Annotated in this window: 17 protein-coding genes; 11 read left to right on the top strand and 6 right to left on the bottom strand. The window is 74.6% G+C overall.

All coding sequences use genetic code 11. From position 1 onward, the window contains the following. Positions 1-259 precede the first annotated feature (259 nt). The 6 genes from ACQ614_RS27300 to ACQ614_RS27275 all read left to right on the top strand — a co-directional run bounded on the left by ACQ614_RS27300 (position 260) and on the right by ACQ614_RS27275 (position 6797). Positions 260-1075, top strand: a complete 816-nt coding sequence (locus tag ACQ614_RS27300) for an ABC transporter ATP-binding protein (protein WP_431681384.1) — start codon at positions 260-262, stop codon at positions 1073-1075. Next, on the top strand, positions 1072-1851 hold the full coding sequence (locus ACQ614_RS27295) for an ABC transporter ATP-binding protein (RefSeq protein WP_431681383.1): 780 nt from the start codon (positions 1072-1074) through the stop codon (positions 1849-1851). Before ACQ614_RS27300 ends, ACQ614_RS27295 begins: the two co-directional genes overlap by 4 nt. Further along, positions 1848-2738 (top strand): branched-chain amino acid ABC transporter permease, encoded by an 891-nt coding sequence (locus ACQ614_RS27290; protein ID WP_431681382.1) that lies wholly within the window; start codon positions 1848-1850, stop codon positions 2736-2738. Before ACQ614_RS27295 ends, ACQ614_RS27290 begins: the two co-directional genes overlap by 4 nt. Further along, positions 2731-3894, top strand: coding sequence for a branched-chain amino acid ABC transporter permease (locus ACQ614_RS27285; RefSeq protein ID WP_431681381.1), 1164 nt, complete (start codon positions 2731-2733; stop codon positions 3892-3894). Before ACQ614_RS27290 ends, ACQ614_RS27285 begins: the two co-directional genes overlap by 8 nt. Continuing rightward, complete coding sequence (locus ACQ614_RS27280; RefSeq protein WP_431681380.1) at positions 3891-5147, top strand: ABC transporter substrate-binding protein; 1257 nt, start codon at positions 3891-3893, stop codon at positions 5145-5147. The genes ACQ614_RS27285 and ACQ614_RS27280 overlap by 4 nt, the downstream gene beginning before the upstream one ends. A 66-nt stretch (positions 5148-5213) precedes the next feature. Then, positions 5214-6797 (top strand): long-chain-fatty-acid--CoA ligase, encoded by a 1584-nt coding sequence (locus ACQ614_RS27275; protein ID WP_431681379.1) that lies wholly within the window; start codon positions 5214-5216, stop codon positions 6795-6797. Between the two features lie 45 nt (positions 6798-6842). Here ACQ614_RS27275 and ACQ614_RS27270 read toward each other — a convergent pair whose 3' ends face one another. The 3 genes from ACQ614_RS27270 to ACQ614_RS27260 all read right to left on the bottom strand — a co-directional run bounded on the left by ACQ614_RS27270 (position 6843) and on the right by ACQ614_RS27260 (position 11492). Then, positions 6843-8693: a BTAD domain-containing putative transcriptional regulator gene (locus tag ACQ614_RS27270; protein ID WP_431681378.1), complete on the bottom strand. Its 1851-nt coding sequence runs from the start codon at positions 8691-8693 to the stop codon at positions 6843-6845. Positions 8694-8911: 218 nt separating this feature from the next. After that, a complete protein-coding gene (locus tag ACQ614_RS27265; protein WP_431681377.1) occupies positions 8912-9928 on the bottom strand; it encodes a CHAP domain-containing protein in 1017 nt (338 codons plus the stop codon). A gap of 214 nt (positions 9929-10142) precedes the next feature. Next, positions 10143-11492: a helix-turn-helix domain-containing protein gene (locus tag ACQ614_RS27260; RefSeq protein WP_431681376.1), complete on the bottom strand. Its 1350-nt coding sequence runs from the start codon at positions 11490-11492 to the stop codon at positions 10143-10145. Between the two features lie 279 nt (positions 11493-11771). Between ACQ614_RS27260 and ACQ614_RS27255 the strand changes: the two genes are divergently transcribed. Beyond that, complete coding sequence (locus tag ACQ614_RS27255) at positions 11772-12809, top strand: transposase domain-containing protein (RefSeq protein WP_431681375.1); 1038 nt, start codon at positions 11772-11774, stop codon at positions 12807-12809. Between the two features lie 147 nt (positions 12810-12956). Continuing rightward, positions 12957-13898 carry a hypothetical protein gene (locus ACQ614_RS27250; RefSeq protein WP_431681374.1) on the top strand — a complete coding sequence of 314 codons (942 nt, stop codon included), beginning with the start codon at positions 12957-12959 and terminating at the stop codon, positions 13896-13898. A 116-nt stretch (positions 13899-14014) separates the two neighbouring features. Here ACQ614_RS27250 and ACQ614_RS27245 read toward each other — a convergent pair whose 3' ends face one another. After that, positions 14015-14437, bottom strand: coding sequence for a hypothetical protein (locus ACQ614_RS27245; protein WP_431681373.1), 423 nt, complete (start codon positions 14435-14437; stop codon positions 14015-14017). A 124-nt stretch (positions 14438-14561) separates the two neighbouring features. On the opposite strand from ACQ614_RS27245, the gene ACQ614_RS27240 reads away from it, so the two are divergent. Continuing rightward, a complete protein-coding gene (locus tag ACQ614_RS27240) occupies positions 14562-15080 on the top strand; it encodes a hypothetical protein (RefSeq protein ID WP_431681372.1) in 519 nt (172 codons plus the stop codon). 4 nt (positions 15081-15084) lie between these two features. On the opposite strand, the gene ACQ614_RS27235 is transcribed toward ACQ614_RS27240, so the two are convergent. Next, entirely contained in the window at positions 15085-15675 is a 591-nt protein-coding gene (locus ACQ614_RS27235; RefSeq protein ID WP_431681371.1) for a TIGR03086 family metal-binding protein, read from the bottom strand. A gap of 80 nt (positions 15676-15755) precedes the next feature. Here ACQ614_RS27235 and ACQ614_RS27230 point away from each other — a divergent pair, with 80 nt between their 5' ends. Together ACQ614_RS27230 and ACQ614_RS27225 are read left to right on the top strand one after the other, a co-directional pair. Then, positions 15756-16568, top strand: a complete 813-nt coding sequence (locus ACQ614_RS27230; RefSeq protein ID WP_431681370.1) for an AraC family transcriptional regulator — start codon at positions 15756-15758, stop codon at positions 16566-16568. Positions 16569-16694: 126 nt separating this feature from the next. Then, positions 16695-17594, top strand: a complete 900-nt coding sequence (locus tag ACQ614_RS27225; RefSeq protein ID WP_431681369.1) for a hypothetical protein — start codon at positions 16695-16697, stop codon at positions 17592-17594. A gap of 86 nt (positions 17595-17680) precedes the next feature. Here the strand turns inward: ACQ614_RS27225 and ACQ614_RS27220 are convergent, their stop codons facing one another. Further along, positions 17681-18262, bottom strand: a complete 582-nt coding sequence (locus tag ACQ614_RS27220; RefSeq protein WP_431681368.1) for a Uma2 family endonuclease — start codon at positions 18260-18262, stop codon at positions 17681-17683. Positions 18263-18311: the final 49 nt, after the last annotated feature.

The raw sequence follows: 18311 nt of genomic DNA, 5'->3' as shown, positions 1-18311 counted from the left end.
CGACCCGCCATTGCACTCTTCCCGGTCCCCGGAGCGTGCGCCAGCGCCGCAAGCAGCACTGGTCGACGTCACAACGCGACCCGCCGCCCCTTGTGCAGCCGCAACGCGTGCCCGCTGCGCCATGGACCACCCGTCGGCCGCCGTGGTGTCCTGCCGCTCACCCAGCACCGGGCGGACACCAGCGTCCCCCGTGCTTCCCACCCTCCCGAGCGGCCGCGGCCCGCCGTACGCCGGTCCGCGCTCGGACGCAAGGAGCACCATGAGTCCACCCGAGCGGTTCGGTTCGCTCACGATCGAGCACTTGCACGTCGCCTACGGACGCGCCGTCGAGGCGCTCCGCGGGGTCTCGCTGGACCTCCCGGCCGGACGGATCGTCGCCGTCCTCGGCGCCAACGGGGCCGGCAAGAGCACCCTGCTGCGCGCCGTGTCCGGCACGCTCGCCCTGCACAGGGGCGCGGTCACGGCCGGTTCGATCGCCGTCGGCGACCAGGGCCTGACCGACGACCCGGCCCGGGCCGTCCGCGCCGGCGTCGTCCAAGTACCCGAAGGCAGGAGGGTGTTCGCCGACCTGACGGTCGAGGAGAACCTCCGCGCCGGCGAACTCGGCCGGGGCCGCCAGGGGGCCGCGAGCCGCCGGGAGGCGCGCGACCGGGTCTTCGCCCTGCTGCCGGTGCTGGCCGAGCGCCGCCGCCAGCGGGCCGGCCTGATGTCCGGCGGCGAGCAGCAGATGCTCGCCATCGGCCGGGCGCTGATGGCCGACCCGCGCGTCCTGCTGCTGGACGAGCCCTCGCTGGGCCTCGCCCCGCGCATGGTGGCGAGGATCGGCGCGATCGTCCGGGAGATCAACGAGCAGGGCACCTCGGTGCTGCTGGTCGAGCAGAACGCCGCCATGGCGCTGTCCGTGGCGCACCGGGCGTTCGTCCTGGAGAACGGCCGGGTACGGCTGGAGGGCACCCCGGAGGAGCTGGCCGCCAGCGACGAGGTGCGCCGGCTGTACCTCGGCGCCGCCGAGGAGGAGACCGGGCAGCCGCACACCGCGCCGCCGGTCTTGGCCCTGCGCAGGTGGACGGCATGACGGCCCCGGCGGCCCGGCTCGCCGTCCGGAACGTCACCGTCCGGTTCGCCGGCCTGACCGCGCTGGACGACGTGTCGTTCACCGTCGAACCGGGCACCGTGCACGCGCTGATCGGCCCGAACGGCGCCGGCAAGTCGACCTGCTTCAACGTGCTCTCCGGGGTGTACCGGGCGGCCTCCGGCAGCGTCGAGTACGGCGGCCGGGAGCTCACCGCGCTGGCCCCGCACGCGATCACCGGGCTGGGCATCGCCCGTACCTTCCAGAACATCGTGCTCACCGCGGGCACCGTCGCCGAGAACCTGATGCTCGGCCGGCACCGGCTCACCCGGGCCGGGTTCGCCGCCACCGCGCTCGGGCTGCCCTCGGCCGTCCGGGAGCAGCGGCGGCACCGGGCCAGGGCCGCGGAGATCGCCGACTTCCTCGGCCTCGGCCCGTACTTCGACCGGCCGGTCGGCCCGCTGCCGTACGGCGTCCGCAAGCGGGTCGAGATCGCCCGGGCACTGTGCACCGAGCCCGGGCTGCTGCTGCTCGACGAACCCGTCGCCGGCATGAACCCCACCGAGCGGCTCGCGATGGCCGACACCGTCGCCGCGATCCGCGAGGCCCTCGGCATCTCGATCCTGCTGGTCGAGCACGACATGGGGATGGTCATGCGGCTCGCCGACGCCGTCACCGTCCTCGACTTCGGCCGCCGGATCGCGGACGGCACCCCCGAGGCCGTCCAGCAGGACCCGGCCGTCGTCCGCGCCTACCTCGGACAGGAGGAACCCGTATGACCAGACTTGCCGAGACCCTGCTCGACGGCATCGCCCTCGGGTCGGTCTACGCCCTCGTCGCGCTGGGCTTCGTCGTCGTCTTCAAGGCCTCCGGGGTGATGAACTTCGCGCACGGCTCCGTCCTGCTGCTCGGCGGCTGGACGGTCACCGCGACGCACTCCGCGCTCGGCTTCCCGCTCGCCGTACTGGTCGGCGCGGCCGTCGCCGGGACCGCCTCCGGGCTGCTCCACCTGCTCTCCGCCCGCGGAGTGCGCGGCGAGGGGGCGCACGTCGCGACCATCCTCACCATCGGCGTCGACCTGGTGCTGGTCACCGCGCTGGCCCGCGGCATCGGCGCCGACTACCTGGGCACCGGCGACCCGTGGGGCTCGGAGGTCGTCCGGCTCGGCGGGGTGCACGTCGCCGAGGCCCGGCTCGCCGGGATCGCCGTCTCCGTCACCCTGATCGGCCTGTTCTTCGCTGCCTTCCGGTGGTCCCGCTGGGGGCTGGCGATGCGCGCCGCCTCCTCCGACGAGGAGGCCGCCGCCCTGATGGGCGTCCGGCTCGGCCGGGTGCGGCTGATCGCCTGGTGCACGGCCGGCGCACTGGCCGCCGTCGCCGCGGTCTTCCTCGCCGCCTTCCCCTCCCCCGGCCTGGACCGCTCCACCGGCCAACTGGCCCTCGCCGCCTTCCCCGCGGCGATCCTCGGCGGCATGGACTCGGCCGTCGGCGCACTCGCCGGCAGCCTCGCCATCGGCCTGGCCGGCGCACTCGCCGCCGGCTACCAGGACTCCCTCGGCGCACTCGGCGAGGGCCTGCCCGGCATCGCCCCGTACCTGGTGATGATCCTGGTGCTGCTGGTGCGGCCGGCCGGACTCTTCGGATCGAAGGAGTCGACCCGTGTCTGACCTCCTGTCGAAGCGCCGCGCCGCGGCCGCCGCCGGCGTCCTGGTGCTGCTCGCCCTGCCCTTCTACGCGGACGGGTTCTGGCTGCAGAGCGGCCTGTTCGCGATGGCCGCCGTGCTCGGCGCGATCGGGCTCAACCTGCTCACCGGCACCGCCGGACAGCTCTCGCTCGGCCACTCCTTCTTCCTCGCCGTCGGCGCCTACGGCTACGTGTGGCTCTCCGGCGGGTCGGGCGGCAGCGGCTCGGGCCGGCTCGGCGGCCTCGGACTGCCGCCGGTGCTCGCCTTCGTCCTCGCGGTGGCGCTGGCCGGCGGCGCGGGCGGCCTGTTCAGCCCGATCGCCGGGCGGCTGCGCGGCATGTACCTCGGCGTGGCCACCATCGCGCTGGTCTTCCTCGGCCAGCACGTCATGGTCAACTCCCGTTCGGTGACCGGCGGTTTCAACGGCCGGGCGGTGGAGCCGATGACGCTGTTCGGGTTCTCCTTCAGCGACTCCTCGCCGCGCGGACTGGCCGTGCTCGGGGTGCCGTTCGGCGGCGTCGAGCGGCTCTGGTACTTCGGCCTCGCGCTGGTCGCGATCGGCCTGTACACCGCCCACAACCTCCACCGCGGCCGCCAGGGGCGGGCGTTGGCGGCACTCCGGGACAGCGGGACGGCCGCGGCCGTGATGGGGGTGCCGGTCGCCCGGTACCGCTGCGCCGCGTTCGTCGTCTCCTGCCTGTACGCCGGTGCGGCCGGCGCGCTCACCGCCCTGGTCTTCAAGCGCGTGGTGCCCGACCACTTCGGGCTCGCGCTGTCCATCGACTACCTCGCGATGATCGTCATCGGCGGGCTCGGCTCGGTCGGCGGCGCGGCCGCGGCGGCCGTCCTGGTCTCGCTGCTGCCCCAGGTCCTCACCGTGTACGCGGACCGGCTGCCGCTGATCGCCCCGGCCGGCACGGACGGCTTCGGCGCCACCCCCGGCGAGGCCGCCCGCTACCTGTACGGCGCCGCGATCGTCCTGATCCTCGCCCTCGCCCCCGGCGGACTGGCCGGCCTGGTCCGCCGCGTCCGCCCGACCGCCGCACCGGCCGCCGCGCCCGTCCCCGCTGCACCGATCCCCACATCCGTCTCCCGCACCGCCACCCACCCCTCGCACGGCAAGGAGCCGACCCCGTGAACAGCAGCAGAGCACTCAGAACCGCCGCCGCCCTCGCCGTCCTCGTGCTGACCGCGACCGCCTGCAGCACCAAGGGCGGCACCTCCTCCGAGCGGGTCGGCAAGGACGACGTCAGGATGGGCCCCGGCGTCACCGAGACCACCATCACCCTCGGCGCGCTCACCGACCTCAGCGGGGTCTACGCCTCCCTCGGCAAGAGCATCGTGAACGCCCAGCAGATGTGGGTCGAGCAGACCAACAAGATCGGCGGCATCTGCGGCCGGAAGATCGAGATCAAGGTCAAGGACCACGGCTACGACGTGCAGAAGGGTGTCGCCGCCTTCGCCGAGGTCGAGCCGGGCTCGGCGATGCTCACCCAGGTCATCGGCTCCCCGGTGGTCGCAGCGCTCCGGCAGGACATCAACGACAAGAAGATCCTCACCCTGCCGCTCGGCTGGTCGTCCACCCTGCTCGGCCAGGACTACGTCCAGGTCGTCGGCCCCACCTACGACATCGACATGGTCAGCGCGGTCGACTTCCTGACCCGCAAGGCCGGCCTCGCCTCCGGCGACAAGATCGGCCACGTCTACTTCGAGGGCGAGTACGGCGAGAACGCCCTCACCGGCGCCAAGTACGCGGCGCAGCAGCAGGGCTACAGCATCGTCGAGCAGAAGATCAAGGCCACCGACACCGACCTCGGCGCCCAGGTCACCGCCCTCAAGCAGGCCGGGGTCAAGGCGATCCTGGTCAGCGCCGGACCCAAGCAGACCGCCTCCCTGGTCGGCCTGGCCGCCGCCCAGGGGCTGACCGTGCCGGTGGTGAGCAGCGCTCCGGGCTTCGCCCCGCAGCTGCTCGACAGCGCGGCCGCCCCCGCCCTGGAGAAGATGCTCTTCCTGGTCAGCGGCTACCCGGCGCCGAGCGCCGACACCCCGCGGATGCGTCAGCTGGTGCAGGACTACCAGGCCAAGTACCCGGGCGCGCCGGTCGACAGCGGCGTGGTCAGCGGCTGGGTGTCCGCCCAGGTCGCGGCCGAGGCGCTCACCGACGCCTGCGCCGCCAAGGACCTCACCCGGGAGGGCATCGAGGCCGCCCACCGCAGCCAGAAGGCCCTGAACATCCTGGACGTGCCGCTGGACTTCACCGACGCCGCCAAGCCGTCGGCGTACGCCTCCTTCATCCTCAAGCCGTCCAAGCAGGCCACCGGCGGCCTGGCGATCCTCGAACCCGCCCACGAGGTCGCGGCCACCCGCGGCTACCCGCTGCCCAAGGGCTGATCAGCCGGGCGGCCGGGCCGACGGCCCGGCCGCCCCCGCTCCCGACTCCGACGAAAGAGCCCGCACGTGTCGCTCTCCCTCGCCTGTGTCCTCGCCGAGGCCGCCCGCAGGCACCCCGACCGCACCGCCGTGATCGACGGCCCGCTCCACCTGACGTACGCCGAGCTGTGGGCCGACGCACTCGCCCGCGGCGCCGCGCTCGGTGCACTCGGTGTCCGCCCCGGCGACCGGGTCGCGCTGATGGTCCCCAACACGGTGGACTTCCCCCGCGCCTACTACGGCATCCTCGCCGCCGGGGCCGTCGCCGTCCCCGTCCACCTGCTGCTCACCCCCACGGAGGCGTCCTTCGTCCTGCAGGACAGCGGGGCGCGGCTGCTGCTCGTCGACCACTCGCTCACCGGGCCCGGCGCCGAGGCCGCCTGGCTGGCCGGCATCCCCGCCGTCGGCGTCGGCGCCCCCGAACCGGCGCGCCCCGGGCCGGCCGGCCCCGCGGCGGACGCCGACCCGGGCTGGCAGGGCGTGCTGCCCCGGCTGGAGGACACCGCGGCCGAGCCGCTGCGCACCTACGTCGGCCGTCGGCCCGAGGACCCGGCGGTGCTCCTCTACACCAGCGGCACCACCGGCCGGCCGAAGGGCGCCGTGCTCACCCAGCTCAACCTGGTGATGAACGCCGTCGTCAACGCCTTCGACGCCAACGACGTCACCCCCGACGACGTGGTGCTCGGCTGCCTCCCGCTGTTCCACGCCTACGGGCAGACGGTCGCGATGAACACCACCTTCCGGGTCGGCGCCACCCTCGTCCTGATGGGCCGCTTCCAGCCGGAACGGGCCCTCGACCTGATGGCCCGCCACCGGGCCACCGTCTTCCACGGTGTGCCGACCATGTTCGTCGCCCTGGTCGACACGGCCGCCCGCCGCCGGCCGGAGGACCTCGCCCTGCGGATGTGCGTCTCCGGCGGCGCCGCACTGCCGCTGGCCGTCCTGGAAGGCGTCGAGGAACACCTCGGCGCGCCCGTCTTCGAGGGGTACGGGCTCTCCGAGACCTCGCCCACCGCCGCGGTCAACCAGCCGCACTTCGGCCGCCGCGCCGGCACCGTCGGGCACCGGATCTGGGGCGTCGAGGTCGAGATCGCCCGCCCCGGCACCTCTCACCTGGAGCTGCTGCCCACCGGGGAGATCGGCGAGATCGTCGTCCGCGGCCACAACGTCTTCGCCGGCTACCACGGCCTGCCCGAGGCCACCGCCGAGGCGATGGTCGACGGCTGGTTCCGCACCGGCGACCTCGGCACCCTCGACGAGGACGGCTTCCTCACCATCGTCGACCGCACCAAGGACGTGGTCATCCGCGGCGGCTTCAACGTGTACCCCAGCGAGGTCGAGGACGTGCTGATGCGGCACCCGGCCGTCGCCCAGGTCGCGGTGATCGGGCTGCCGCACCCACTGCACGGCGAGGAGGTCTGTGCGGTGGTCGTCCCGGCGGACCCGGCCGCACCGCCCTCCCCGGAGGAGATCGTCGCGTGGGCGGCGGAGCGGCTCGGCCGCCACAAGTACCCGCGTCAGGTCGAGATCGTCGCCGAACTGCCCCTCGGCCCCAGCATGAAGGTCCTCAAGCGCGAACTCCGCCGGACCTTCGCCCCCGCAACGCACTGAAAGGCCGCGCCCCCTTGTGGTTCGCCCCCGGCGTGGGCGGTGGCGTCAGCCGACCAGGGCGGCCCGGCGGGTGGCGGGGCGGTGGAGGGCGGCCGGTGCGGTGGGGAGGGCCGGGCGGTACTGGGCGAGTTCCCGGGCCCAGGCCCGCAGCAGCGGCTCGTAGCGGTAGCGGCCGGGCTCACGCGCCGTCAGCAGACCTGCGTCGGCGAGGCGTTCGAGGGTCCGTTCGGCGCAGGCCGGGGGCTCGCCCAGCATCCGGGACGCGACGGCGAGCCCGACGGTCGGGCTCGGGGCGAGTGCGAGCAGTCGGAAGGCGCGGGCGGCGGGGGCGTCGAGCGTCTCGATGCCGGCGGCGAAGGCGGCCCGTACGTCGAGGCTGCCGAGGCTGAGCTCGTCGAGCGCGCGTTCTTCGTCGGCGAGCCGGTCGGCGAGGTGCCGGACCGTCCAGGAGGGCCGGGCCGCGAGCCGGACCCCGCAGATCCGCAGGGCCAGCGGCAGCCCCCCGCAGGCAGCGGCGAGTTCGGCGAGGGCCTGTGGTTCGGCGGCCGCCCTGGCCGGGCCCACGAGCCTGGTGAGGAACTGCCGGGCCTCGTCCTCGGGCAGCGGCCCGAGGTGGACGGGGTGCGCGCCGTCCAGGTCGGGGAGGCGGTTGCGTGCGGTGACCAGGGCGGCGTTCTGCGGGTCGGCCGGCAGCAGCGGGCGGACCTGGAGGCTGTCCCGGGCGTCGTCCAGGACCACGAGCATCCGGCGGCCGGCGAGCAGCGAGCGGTAGAGCGCGGTCCGCTCCTCGGTGCCGGCCGGAACGGCCGCGGCCGGGATGCCCAGGGTGAGCAGGAAGCTGCCCAGGACGGCGCGCGGGTCGGCGGGCCGGTGCCGGTCGCCCCGCAAGTCGGCGTAGAGGGTGCCGTCCGGGTGGGCATCGCGGGCGGCGTGTGCGGTGTGCTGGACGAGGGCGCTCTTGCCCGCGCCGGGCTGCCCGGACACCACGGCGATCAGCGGCGAGTGCCGGTGGGCGGAGAGCCGCCCGGCGAGGTCGGCGGTGTGCGCGGCGCGTCCGGTGAAGTCGGTCAGGCCGGGCGGAAGTTGGAAGGGCGTCACCAGGGCGGTGCGGGCCGCCACCACCGTACGGGCCCGGGCGGGCCGCTCGGGCCCGTCCAGGTCCGGGTCGGCGCGCAGGATGCTGCGGTGCACGGTGCGCAGTTCGGCGCCCGGGTCGACGCCGAGTTCGGTGGCGAGGATGCGGCGGACCTCGCCGTAGACGGCGAGCGCCTCGGACTGGCGGCCGCCGCGGTACAGGGCGGTCATCAACTGGGCCCAGAACCGTTCGCGTTCGGGATGGGCTGCGGTCAGCCTGCGCAGCTCCCCCAGGAGTTCGGTGTGCCGGCCGAGGGTGAGCCCGGCGTCGAGCCGGGCCTCCAGGACGTCCAGCCGGGCCTCGGCGAGCCGGTCGGACTCCGCGCGCCGCAGGGTGTCGGAGGGGACGTCGACCAGGGCCGGGCCGCGCCACAGGCCCAGTGCCTCGTCGTAGCGGGCGGCGGCCTCCTCGGCCTCGCCCCGGCGCAGGGCCTGGTGGCCGAGGTCGCGCAGCGCGGTGAAGCGGTCGGCGTCGAACTCCTCGGCGGCCACGTCGATGCAGTAGCCGCCGGCCTCGGTGCCGATCCGCGGCCCGGCCTCGCCGAGCGCCTTGCGCAGGCGCATCACGTAGGTGCGCAGGGTGGTGGGCGCGGAGCGCGGCGGCCGGCCGTCCCAGACGGTGTCCGCCAGCACCCCGGCCGGCACCACCTGCCCCCGCCGGACGAGCAGTGCCGCCAGCAGGACGCGCTGCTTGGCCGCCGGGACGGTGCGGTCGCCCGCACCGTCCCGCACCGTCAGCGGCCCCAGGATCCCGAACTCCATCCCCACTCCCCACACCACAGCGTTGCGGCGCCCCCCGGCGCCGCACTCCGATTTCTATGCGGGAAGCGGTTGGCCGGGGAGTCCGTCCGGCGATGGCCAATCAACTCCGTTCACTGGCTGCTCCTCCGGCGTTCGGGCGGCGGGCTGCGGGGAATTGACCGGAGCCCCGTCCGGGCTCGGCCGGGGCACCGGTCAATCAATTCCGGCGACGGCGGCGGTCAGCCGCAGTGGCTCCAACCGCTGGTCCAGGTGGTGCCGTTGTACGAGCCGCCCCAGTCGACGCAGCTCGCGGCCGCCGGGAGGGTCACCGGCCCGGCGTAGTAGGTGAAGTTGCCCGGATTGGACGCCGAGCCCCCGCCCTGCACCTCGAGGGTGGCGTTCATCGGCACCGCCCCGGTGGGGGAAGTCGCTAGGGTCACCACGCAGTTGCGTCCACTCGCGGCCTCGTACAGCAGGTAGGCGGTCGCGCCGCCGAGCGAGTGCGAATCGATCACGCCGAAGCCCGGGCCGCAGACCTGGGTCGGGGTGTACGGGTTGGCCGTGGACGCCGCCACCGGGCTGATGTAGCCGTCGATCCGGTAGCCGTCGGCGGGGTCGACCGTGCTCGGCACGCTGCCGACCGCTCGCTGGGCGGCCGGGATCGTCACCGAGACCACGGAGGAGCTCTTCGCGAACGCCACCTCGCCGACCGCGTTCGGGTCGCCGTTCCAGTCGCCGTTGGCGGTCACCACCGAGCCGTCCGCACCGACCGAAGTCACGATCGCGACATGGTGGATGACGGTGCCCGAGCCGCTGCCGGTGCCGTAGATGACGGCGTCGCCCGGCTGCGGGACGTACGAGGCCGCGGTGTGCAGGGTGCCGTGGTTCTGGCCGTACGTGCGGAAGCTCACCGCCGAGGCGTCCAGACCGGCCACCGACAGGCCCGAGTTGCGCCAGGCCCAGATCGCGAAGTCGGCGCACCAGTACTCCGGCACACCCGCGTAGCCGGCACAGCTGTGCTCGAACTGGTCACCGCCCAGGGTGTTCCTGGTCGGGGTGTTGGCGCAGGTGCCGGCCGTACGGCCGACGTTGGCGGCCGCCAGCCTGGCCGCGTCGGAGGCTGCGGCGGACGCTGTCGCGACGGCCTTCGGGGTGGTGGCGGAGGCGGTGGCCTGCGGCGCCGGGGCGAAGGCCGTCAGGCCGAGAGCGAGGGCTGCGGCGGCGGCCACGGGGGCTATCCGGCGCAGAACGAGCATGGGTTTCACCGGACTCCTCGTGAGGCGGAGGTACGGGCGGACGCGGCACCGGCCGCGGGGAGTCTCCGCCCGCCTGCACCTCCCGCATCCTCCGAAACCCCCGTAGCGTCCCCGTTGCGCCACCACCGACACCGCAGGTGCACCAGGGCAACCGGTCGACCCCGATCGACCACCAGCGTGCGTTCACCTGGCGAACGCGCCCCTGCGGGCCCGGTCAGCCCTGCTTGAGGTCGGGGTAGCGACAGGCGGCCTTGCGGGCGCGGGTCAGCTCCGTCTCGGAGAGTTCCGACCCCGTCATCGCGGTGGCGATGCCGTTGCGGGCGACGAGGCGCGAGTCGGCGACGGCGGTCGGCCCGTCGCCGCCGAGGCAGGCGACGGCCACCACGGGGATGCCGGCTCCCCCGCCCTCGGCGGGTGCGCCGGGCTTCCAGGCCACGGTGAAGCCGGCGGCCGACTCGGAGGTGACGCCGAGTTGCTGCCACTGCGGGGTGGAGCTGCCCGCGCGGGGGAAGTAGGCGGCGTAGCCGACGATCGCCACGTGGTCGCCGGTGGCGCGGAGTTCGAGGGTGCCGGGTTCGCCGGTCCGGACGCCGGCGGTGAGGGTGATCGAGGAGGGCGGGGCGATGCCGTCCGGACAGTCGACGGGCTGGGTGCCGGCGGGCGGATTGCCGTGGACGACGGCGGAGGAGACGTAGCCGCCGGTCGCGATGCGGAACCACCGGATGTCGGGCGAGCCCGAGGTGGCGTCGACGACGACGTCCCCCAGGCAGTAGCCGGTGAAGGCGAGTTTGCAGCCGGAGGGCACCTGGGCGACCACGTCCGCGGCGAGGCTGGCACCGGCGCGGAGGCGGGTGACGGCGTTGTAGGTCTCGCCGCCGAAGAGGCCGGGCGATGCGGCGGGGGCCGGGCAGCCGACGCCGGTCGGCGCTGCCGCGGCCGTGCGGGCGTTGCCGTGGTCCGAGGAGGCCGACCGCAGGGCGACCAGGGCGATGACGGCGGTGAGGGCCAGTAGGGCCACGGTGCCGGCCGTTGTCCAGCGGGCCGGCCAGCGGCGGGTGAGCAGGGTCGCGGGCGGCTCCACGAGATCGACTGAGGTGTCGACCGCCACCCCTGCGGCATCGCCTAAGTCGCCCCCGGGACGGGCCTCGTACGGCCCGCTGCCTGCGGGCGCGTCGGCTGCCCTCTCCGTACGGGCGGGCGCGGCAACGGTCTCGACGGCCCCGGGCCGGACGGCGGGCTCCACGGCACCGGTCTCCACCGCACCGGGCCCGGCAGCAGCGGGCCCGGCGGCCGGGGCGGCCAGCTTCCGGTCGGCCTCGTGCCAGCGCCGCGTCCACTCCTCGACGTCGCCGCCGCAGGCACCGACGTACGCCTGGGTGACCTCCAGGCTGGGCAGCCGGACGCCGCCCGCCGCGTCGCTGAGTGTGGTGGCGCCGAAGCCCGCGCGCTCGGCCAGGACGCGGTATGTGGGGTTGCCGGCCCGCTCCCTGACGATGCGCAGGTCGTGGGCGAAGGCCTGTATGGGGCCGTCCGCCGGATCGACGGGGCGCGGTTTGCGGGCCACAAGGTCTCCTCAGCTGACGGGTCGACAGTCGTTCGAGAAACTTCCGGGTCGCGCCCGGTGTTCCTTCACCTCGTGAACAGATCGCGTGGATCTGATCACGGAGACGTACAAAACATACATGACATGGACATATCCACAGCATGCCGGGAGGCCTGTTGTGCACACGCTACCCCGGCGCTACGCCGGAGCTACGCCCGGAGGTGAGGCTTCGTCAGGGGCCGCGTCCGACGCCGCACCGGGCGCGGCCCCGACCAGACCGCCTCACCACCGGGGAAGCCCTTGACCGACGACACCACCGGAAGCAGCCGTGCTGCCGACGCCGCCGCGGTGGACCTGCTGGTCCGCACCTACCCGCCGGAACTCGTCGACGCAGTGATCGCCTCCTGCGGCCGCACCGAACGCCAGCGCCGGCTGCTCCCGGCCCGGCGGATGGTCTACTTCGTCCTCGGCATGGCGCTGTTCTCGCCCGACCCGTACCTCGACGTGATGCGCCGCCTCGAAGGCGGCCTGCGGCAGGCCGGACTGAGCCAGCCCGGACCGGCCGCGGGAAAGGCCGCCATCTTCCAGGCCAGGGAGCGCCTCGGCAGCGGCCCCCTCGAGGAGTTGTTCAGAACCGCCCCGCGACCGAGCGCCGCCGTCCCGCGCGCCGCCGACCCGCAGTGGCGGGGCCGCCCGCTGCGGCTGCTGACCGAGCACCGCACGGCGCCGACCGAACGCACCGGCCCCGCACCCCGCCTGCCCGTCGCCGGGCTGGTGGACTGCGCCACCGGTGAGATCCTCGACGCACTCTGGGACGAAGCCGGCGCACCGGCAACGCTGTTGCGCTCCGTCGAGCCCGGCGCGCTGCTGGTCTCGGACGGCCCCGCGCCGGACCGCGGGATGGCCGCGGCGGCGGCCGCCCGCGGCCTGGGCACCGTCTGGCGGCTGCCGACCGCACGGCTGCCGCTGCAGCCCGAACGGCGGCTGCCGGACGGCACGTTCCTCGTCCGGCCGCGCGGGCTGCCGCTGCGGGTGATCGGGCCCGGCACGGTGACCAACCTGCTCGACCCGGCCCAGGCTCCCGCCGACGAGCTCCTCGACGCCGTTGCCGCCGCCGCCCGGCGCAGCCCCGCGCTGGGCAGGGCACTGCTCGCCTCCGGGCCCGCCGCCGCGCCGCTCACCAGCCGCACCCCCGACGGCATCGACCAGGAGCTGTACGGACGCCTGCTCGTGCACAACTCCAACCACGCCGGTGCCTCCGACCGGCTCGCCCCGGGCACCGGCCAGGCACGCCTCGTCAGCACCTGCAACGAGAACGCCTCGCTGCGGTTCGGCTGATCGCCACCGGCCGGCCGGGCCCGCTCCCCGGCCGGCACCGGCCGCGCCTGCACCAGGCCGGCCGCAACTGCCGTGCCCCGTACCCGGTTCCGGCGCCCGCCCGGACGCCGTGCAACCACCAGCACATCCCACGAGGAGCCTCCAGGCATGCCCGGTCCGTCCCGCCTCCCGACCGCCCTGGCGGCCGCCCTGGGTGCGGCGGCCGTCCTCGCCTCGGCCACCGGCTGCTCGGGCTCCGCCGACGCCGCCGCGACCCCCGCCCCGGCGGCCACGCCGACCGTGGCGGACAGCATCGACCTGCACCTGCCCGTCTCCGACTACCTGCTCACACCGCAGGCCAAGCTCCAACTCGACCGCGCCGCACAGAAACTGGTCGACCAGTGCATGCACCGCTACGGGCTCGCCCTCTCGGACGACCCGGTCGCACCGCGGAGCACCCCGGCCACCCTCACCCAGATGCGGTACGGGGTCACCAGCGCGCAGCAGGCGAAGACCACCGGCTACCACTTCGGCCCGGCCAACCCCGGCTACCTGCCGGCCGCCACCGCCGGCCCCAGGCCGGAGAACACCGATCCGGGGTACAAGCTCGTCCTGCGGGGCAACGGCACGCCCGGCGAGGACGACGCCACGCCCGCGCCCCACGGCTCGAAGACCGTCCCGGCCGGCGGCTGCACGGGCGAGATGCACAAGAAGCTGTCCGGCCGTGCCGCCTTCCTCGGCGAGGCGGCGCTGGTGCACGAGATCGACGCCAAGAGCTTCGACGAGTCCCGGAAGGTCCCGGCCGTACAGGAGGCCTTCCGCGGCTGGTCCGCGTGCATGCTCGGCAAGGGGTTCCGCTACGCGGCCCCGATGGACGCCGTCAACGATCCGGCCTTCGCGGGGGAGGGCCCGGGTCGCGACGAGCAGAAGACCGCCGAGGCCGACGTCGCCTGCAAGCAGCAGGGCAACGTGGTGGGCATCTGGTTCGCCGCCGAGGTGGACCGCCAGCACGCCATGATGGCCGACCACAAGAACGAACTGCAGACCATCAGGGCCCAGATGGACGAGCAGTCCGCCGCCGTCAGCGAGACCCTCAACACCGCAGGCTGACGCCCGGCCGCCCCGGGCGGCGGGGCTCCCGGTCAGCCCGGGGGAGCCCGCCGGCGCCGGCCGGAAGCCGGTGCTCGAAGCCCGGCCCGGGCCCGTGGGCGTGGAGCCGTCCGGAATCAGGACTTGGTCTCGTTGCTGCAGTACCAGTCGCCGTAGCGGGTGCCGTCGCTGTAGCGGGCCTCGCACACGCGCACGGTGACGTTCTCGGTGATGTCGTAGTTGCACTGGCGGATCTCGGTGCCGTTGTCGCCGATGCTGGTGGTGTCGTAGCAACCGGTGCGGATGTCCCGCCAGACGAGCCCGTCGCAGGCGACGTTGGCACAGCCCAGCTGCTGGATCTTGGCGTGCACCGAGTAGCCGTCGGCGGAGGTGTCGGTGATGTAGAGCCAGTCGCCGTCCGGGTAGAACGTCGAAGTGCCCCAGCTCTTGCTGACGGTCACGTTGAGCCCGCTCGCGGAGGCGGAACCCTCCATCCCGGCAAGCATGATCGCGCTCGCGGCCAGGGCCAGACCCACCCGTGCCAGTCTCTTGAGCCTCATGAAGCGCCCCCTTCGCGCCGGCGTTCGATTTGAGGTGACATGACACATCGCGCAGGATCGAATGTCAACTCGCTTCGCACAGCGACGAGGTGGCGCTCGAACACGTGGGACTAGAGTGCCCGGCATGGAGAAATGGGGAGCGGCTCTGTACGGGGACCCGTGCGGCGCGTGCGGGTTCGGGTGGACGGCGACGGGTGCGGAGGCGGTGGTGGTCGTCGGCGGGCTGCCGGCCCGTTTCCGGGCGCTGCTGGACGGGCGGACGGGGCGGGAACGCCACCCCGGGCTGGCGTGGACGCCCGCGGCGTACGTCAGCCACGTCGCCGACAACCTGCGGATCTGGGCCGAGCGCCTCGCCGGGGCCCGGCTGGCCGGGGCGGTCGAGGTGGGCGGCTACGACCCGGACCTGGTCGCGCAGGGCCGCCGCTACCTGGAGATCGCGCCCGCCGCCGCCCTCTGGTCGCTGGACCACGCGGTCGGGGCGTGGACGGCGTCGGTGACCGCCGCGCTCGCCGGGGGCACCGTCCTGCAACACGCCACCCGCGGGGAGCAGCGCGCCGAGGACATCGCCCGCAACAACGCGCACGACGGCCACCACCACGTCCACGACGTCGCCCGCATCCTGCGGCACGCCGACGCGGGCTGAGCCTTCAGGACTTCGGGGCCCAGTGCGGGTCGCGGCCGGAGGCGGCGAGCGCACGGTGCAGGGCGGGGGCGTCGGCCGGGACGGGCACCGGGTCGGCGAAGCCGCCGTACCGGCGGTAGAGCCCGGCGTTCTCCTCGACCACGGTGAGGACGAACTCGGCGAGGTCGTCCGGGATGTCGACCTCGCCGCCGGTGGCGCGGGCGACGTCCCAGCCGTGCACCACCATCTCCTTGACGATCATCCCGGCGATGGAGACGGCCGGCACGGGCGTGCCGCCGAGGTCGACGTCGCCCTCCCAGGCGGCCGGGTCGGACCAGGCCCGTACGGCCCGGTCCAGCTGCTCGGCGTAGGCCTCGGCCCAGGCGGTGTCTGCGGTGAAGTCCCGGGCGACGAGATCCTGCGGCAGTTCGGTGCGGCGGGCACGGTGCTCCAGGCCGTGGGAGGTGTACAGCACCCAGTGGTTGACCAGCGCCCGGGTGTCGAACTCGGCGCAGGGCGTGGGCCCGTCCAGCTGCTCGGGGCGGACGCCGCGGGCGATCCTGGCGGCCTCGGCGGCGGCACGGACCATCCGGGGGTGGAGGTGGTGAGCGTTCATGCACCGATCCTGTGCGGCGGCCCGGGCGGCCGTCTTGAAGAAACGCGACGCCCCGCCCGGCCGCGGCTACCCTGGCCGCCATGACCGAACCGGACCTCGGACGCGGGGTGCTGCACCCCGACCGGGCCGCCTCGCTGATCCGGGTGGACCGGCGGGAGCCCGCGCCCGGCCCGGCCCGCTTCGTCGAGTTCTACTGGGTGGTCCGCTGGGACTGCCGCGGCCGGCCCCCGTACGAGCAGAAGGTGCTCTCGCACCCCCATGTGCACCTGGTCTTCGAGGAGCCGCGGGCCCTGGTGTACGGCGTAGACCGCACGCTCTTCGTACGCCGCCTGGAGGGCGCCGGGCACGTGCTCGGGGTGAAGTTCCGGCCGGGTGCCTTCCGTCCGTTCGCCGGCCGCCCGGTGTCCGCGCTCGCCGACCGTTCGCTCCCCGCCGCGGACTTCTTCGGCGCCCAGGCCGACCGCATGAACGAGGAGGTGCTCCGCACCCCCGCCGACCCGGACCGCCTCGCCGCCCTAGCCGACGCCTTCCTGACGCCCCGTCTGCCCGAGCCGGACCCGGCGGCCGACCGGGCCGCCGCCGTCGTCGACCGGATCACCTCCTCCCCCGGCCCGCACCGGGTCGACGAGGTGGCCGCGGAGTTCGGCATCGGCGTCCGGCAGTTGCAGCGACTGTTCGCCGAGTACGTGGGCGCCTCCCCGAAGTGGGTGCTGCGGCGGGCCCGGCTGCACGAGGCCGCCCGCCGCGCGGACAGCGGCGCGGACATCGACTGGGCGGCCCTCGCCGCCGACCTCGGCTACGCCGACCAGGCCCACCTCACCCGCGACTTCACCGCCGCGACCGGCACCCCGCCCGCCCGCTACGCCCAGCGCGACGGAGCGTCAGAACACTGACGAGCGAGCTTCCGTGACCGACCGTGCGAGAAGTCGTCACGCCGTGCTACCGTCCGGCTACAGAAAACGGTTGACCCCGGCGGTGCTGGAACACCCCGGGGCACGGCACAGGAGCAGAACCTCCACATGCACGTCCAGTTTACCGCGCCCGCGCGCTATGTCCGGGCATCCCACGACATCGTCCGGCACCCGTGTCTGAGGGGCACCGCCAAAACCCTGCTGCTGTGGGCGCTGTCGCTGCCGCCCGGCAGCATCGACACCGTTCTGACGATCGGTCGGCGCATGCCGGAGGGGCGCACGGCCGTCTCCCGGGCCCGCACCCAGCTGATCGAGGAGGGCTACCTGCACGTCCGCAGGAAGCAGCACCCCACCAAGGGCACCTGGTCCAGCGACGTGATGGTCACCTCCGTACCGCTCACCGACCCGGCGGAGATCGCCGCAGCCTGGCAGGGCGCCGCCCCCGCGGACCGCACCGCCGCCGGGGATCCTGCCGCCGCCGCAGGGAAGACTGCACGTCGAAACCCGGCACTCGGTGCGCAGGGCAGTCAGCGGCTCGGCACTTCACCCACTACCAAGACCAGGGCGAACACCTCACCCCCCGCCGCACCGGCCGCGTCCGACGATCCGCCGGACGAAGCCACCGGGCGGGCCGCCCGGCTGATCTTCGAACTCGCGGAGCGCGATCCGCGGCTGCGTCTCGGCGTCCGCGAGGCCCTCGGCCTCGCACCGCTCGCCGCCGAATGGCTGGCCCGCGACGCCAGGCCGCACCGGCTCCGGCACACGCTCCTCGCCGACCTCCCCGACCCCGTCCGCTCCCCGCAGGGCCTGCTGCGCAACCGCCTCCAGCGCACCATGCCCCCGGAGCCCGCCGCCGCTCCCGGGCAGCAGACGCCCCCGGAGCCCCGGCCCGCCACACCCGCAGCCCTCCCCGACGAGGCCGCCCTGGAACGCAACCGCCGCGGCGTCGCGCGCGCCCGCGACCTGCTCCGCGCCACCCGCCGCACCTGCCCGACCGGCGCCGGCTGAACGGAACCGGCGGCCGAACACCCGGCCCCGGGCAGCCGTCACCCGTACCTCCGGCAGCGGGCCCGGCACTCGCCGGTGCCGGACCGTCAGCGGACCCAGGCCGTCAGCGGTTCGGTGTCGAGCGTGACGGCCACCGGCTCGGGGATCGCCACCTCCCTGCCGAAGGGCACGGTGAGGGTGCGCTCGTAGCGGACGCCGTCGGGGTCGCTGTGGACGGTCACCTCGCAGCTGTCCCGGTCGATCAGCAGGTACACGGGGATGCCGGTCTCGGCGTAGGCGCGCGGCTTCTCGACCCGGTCTCGCCGGTCGGTGTCCGAGTCGTAGGAGGTGACCTCGACCACCATGAGCACCTGTTCGGCCGTGGCCCACTCGCCCTGCCCGACGAAGGCGTCCGCCGGTGCGAGGGTGCCGTCGGGCCGTGCGTGGCCGACCCGGTACGACTGCACCTTCAGGCCCTGGCCGTGCAGCCACAGGTCGGGCCGCGCCTGGATGCAGATCCGCATCAGCCACTGGACGATGCGGCCGTGGTCGCCGTCGGGTACCGGTTTGACCCCGGGCTTTCCGTTGATGAACTCGAGCCGCAGGCCTTCGGCCGTCCTGGCCGCCAGGCGCGCGACCTCCTCGAACTCCTCGGGCAGCATGTGAGGCCGGTCGGAGGGCGCGGTCATGGGCTGTCCTCCTTCGCCTCGGTGCCCTTGCCCTACGTGTCCGACGATA

Source organism: Kitasatospora dryopteridis (genome assembly GCF_050749075.1).
Lineage (GTDB): Bacteria > Actinomycetota > Actinomycetes > Streptomycetales > Streptomycetaceae > Kitasatospora.
This window is presented reverse-complemented; position numbering and strand designations above follow the sequence as displayed.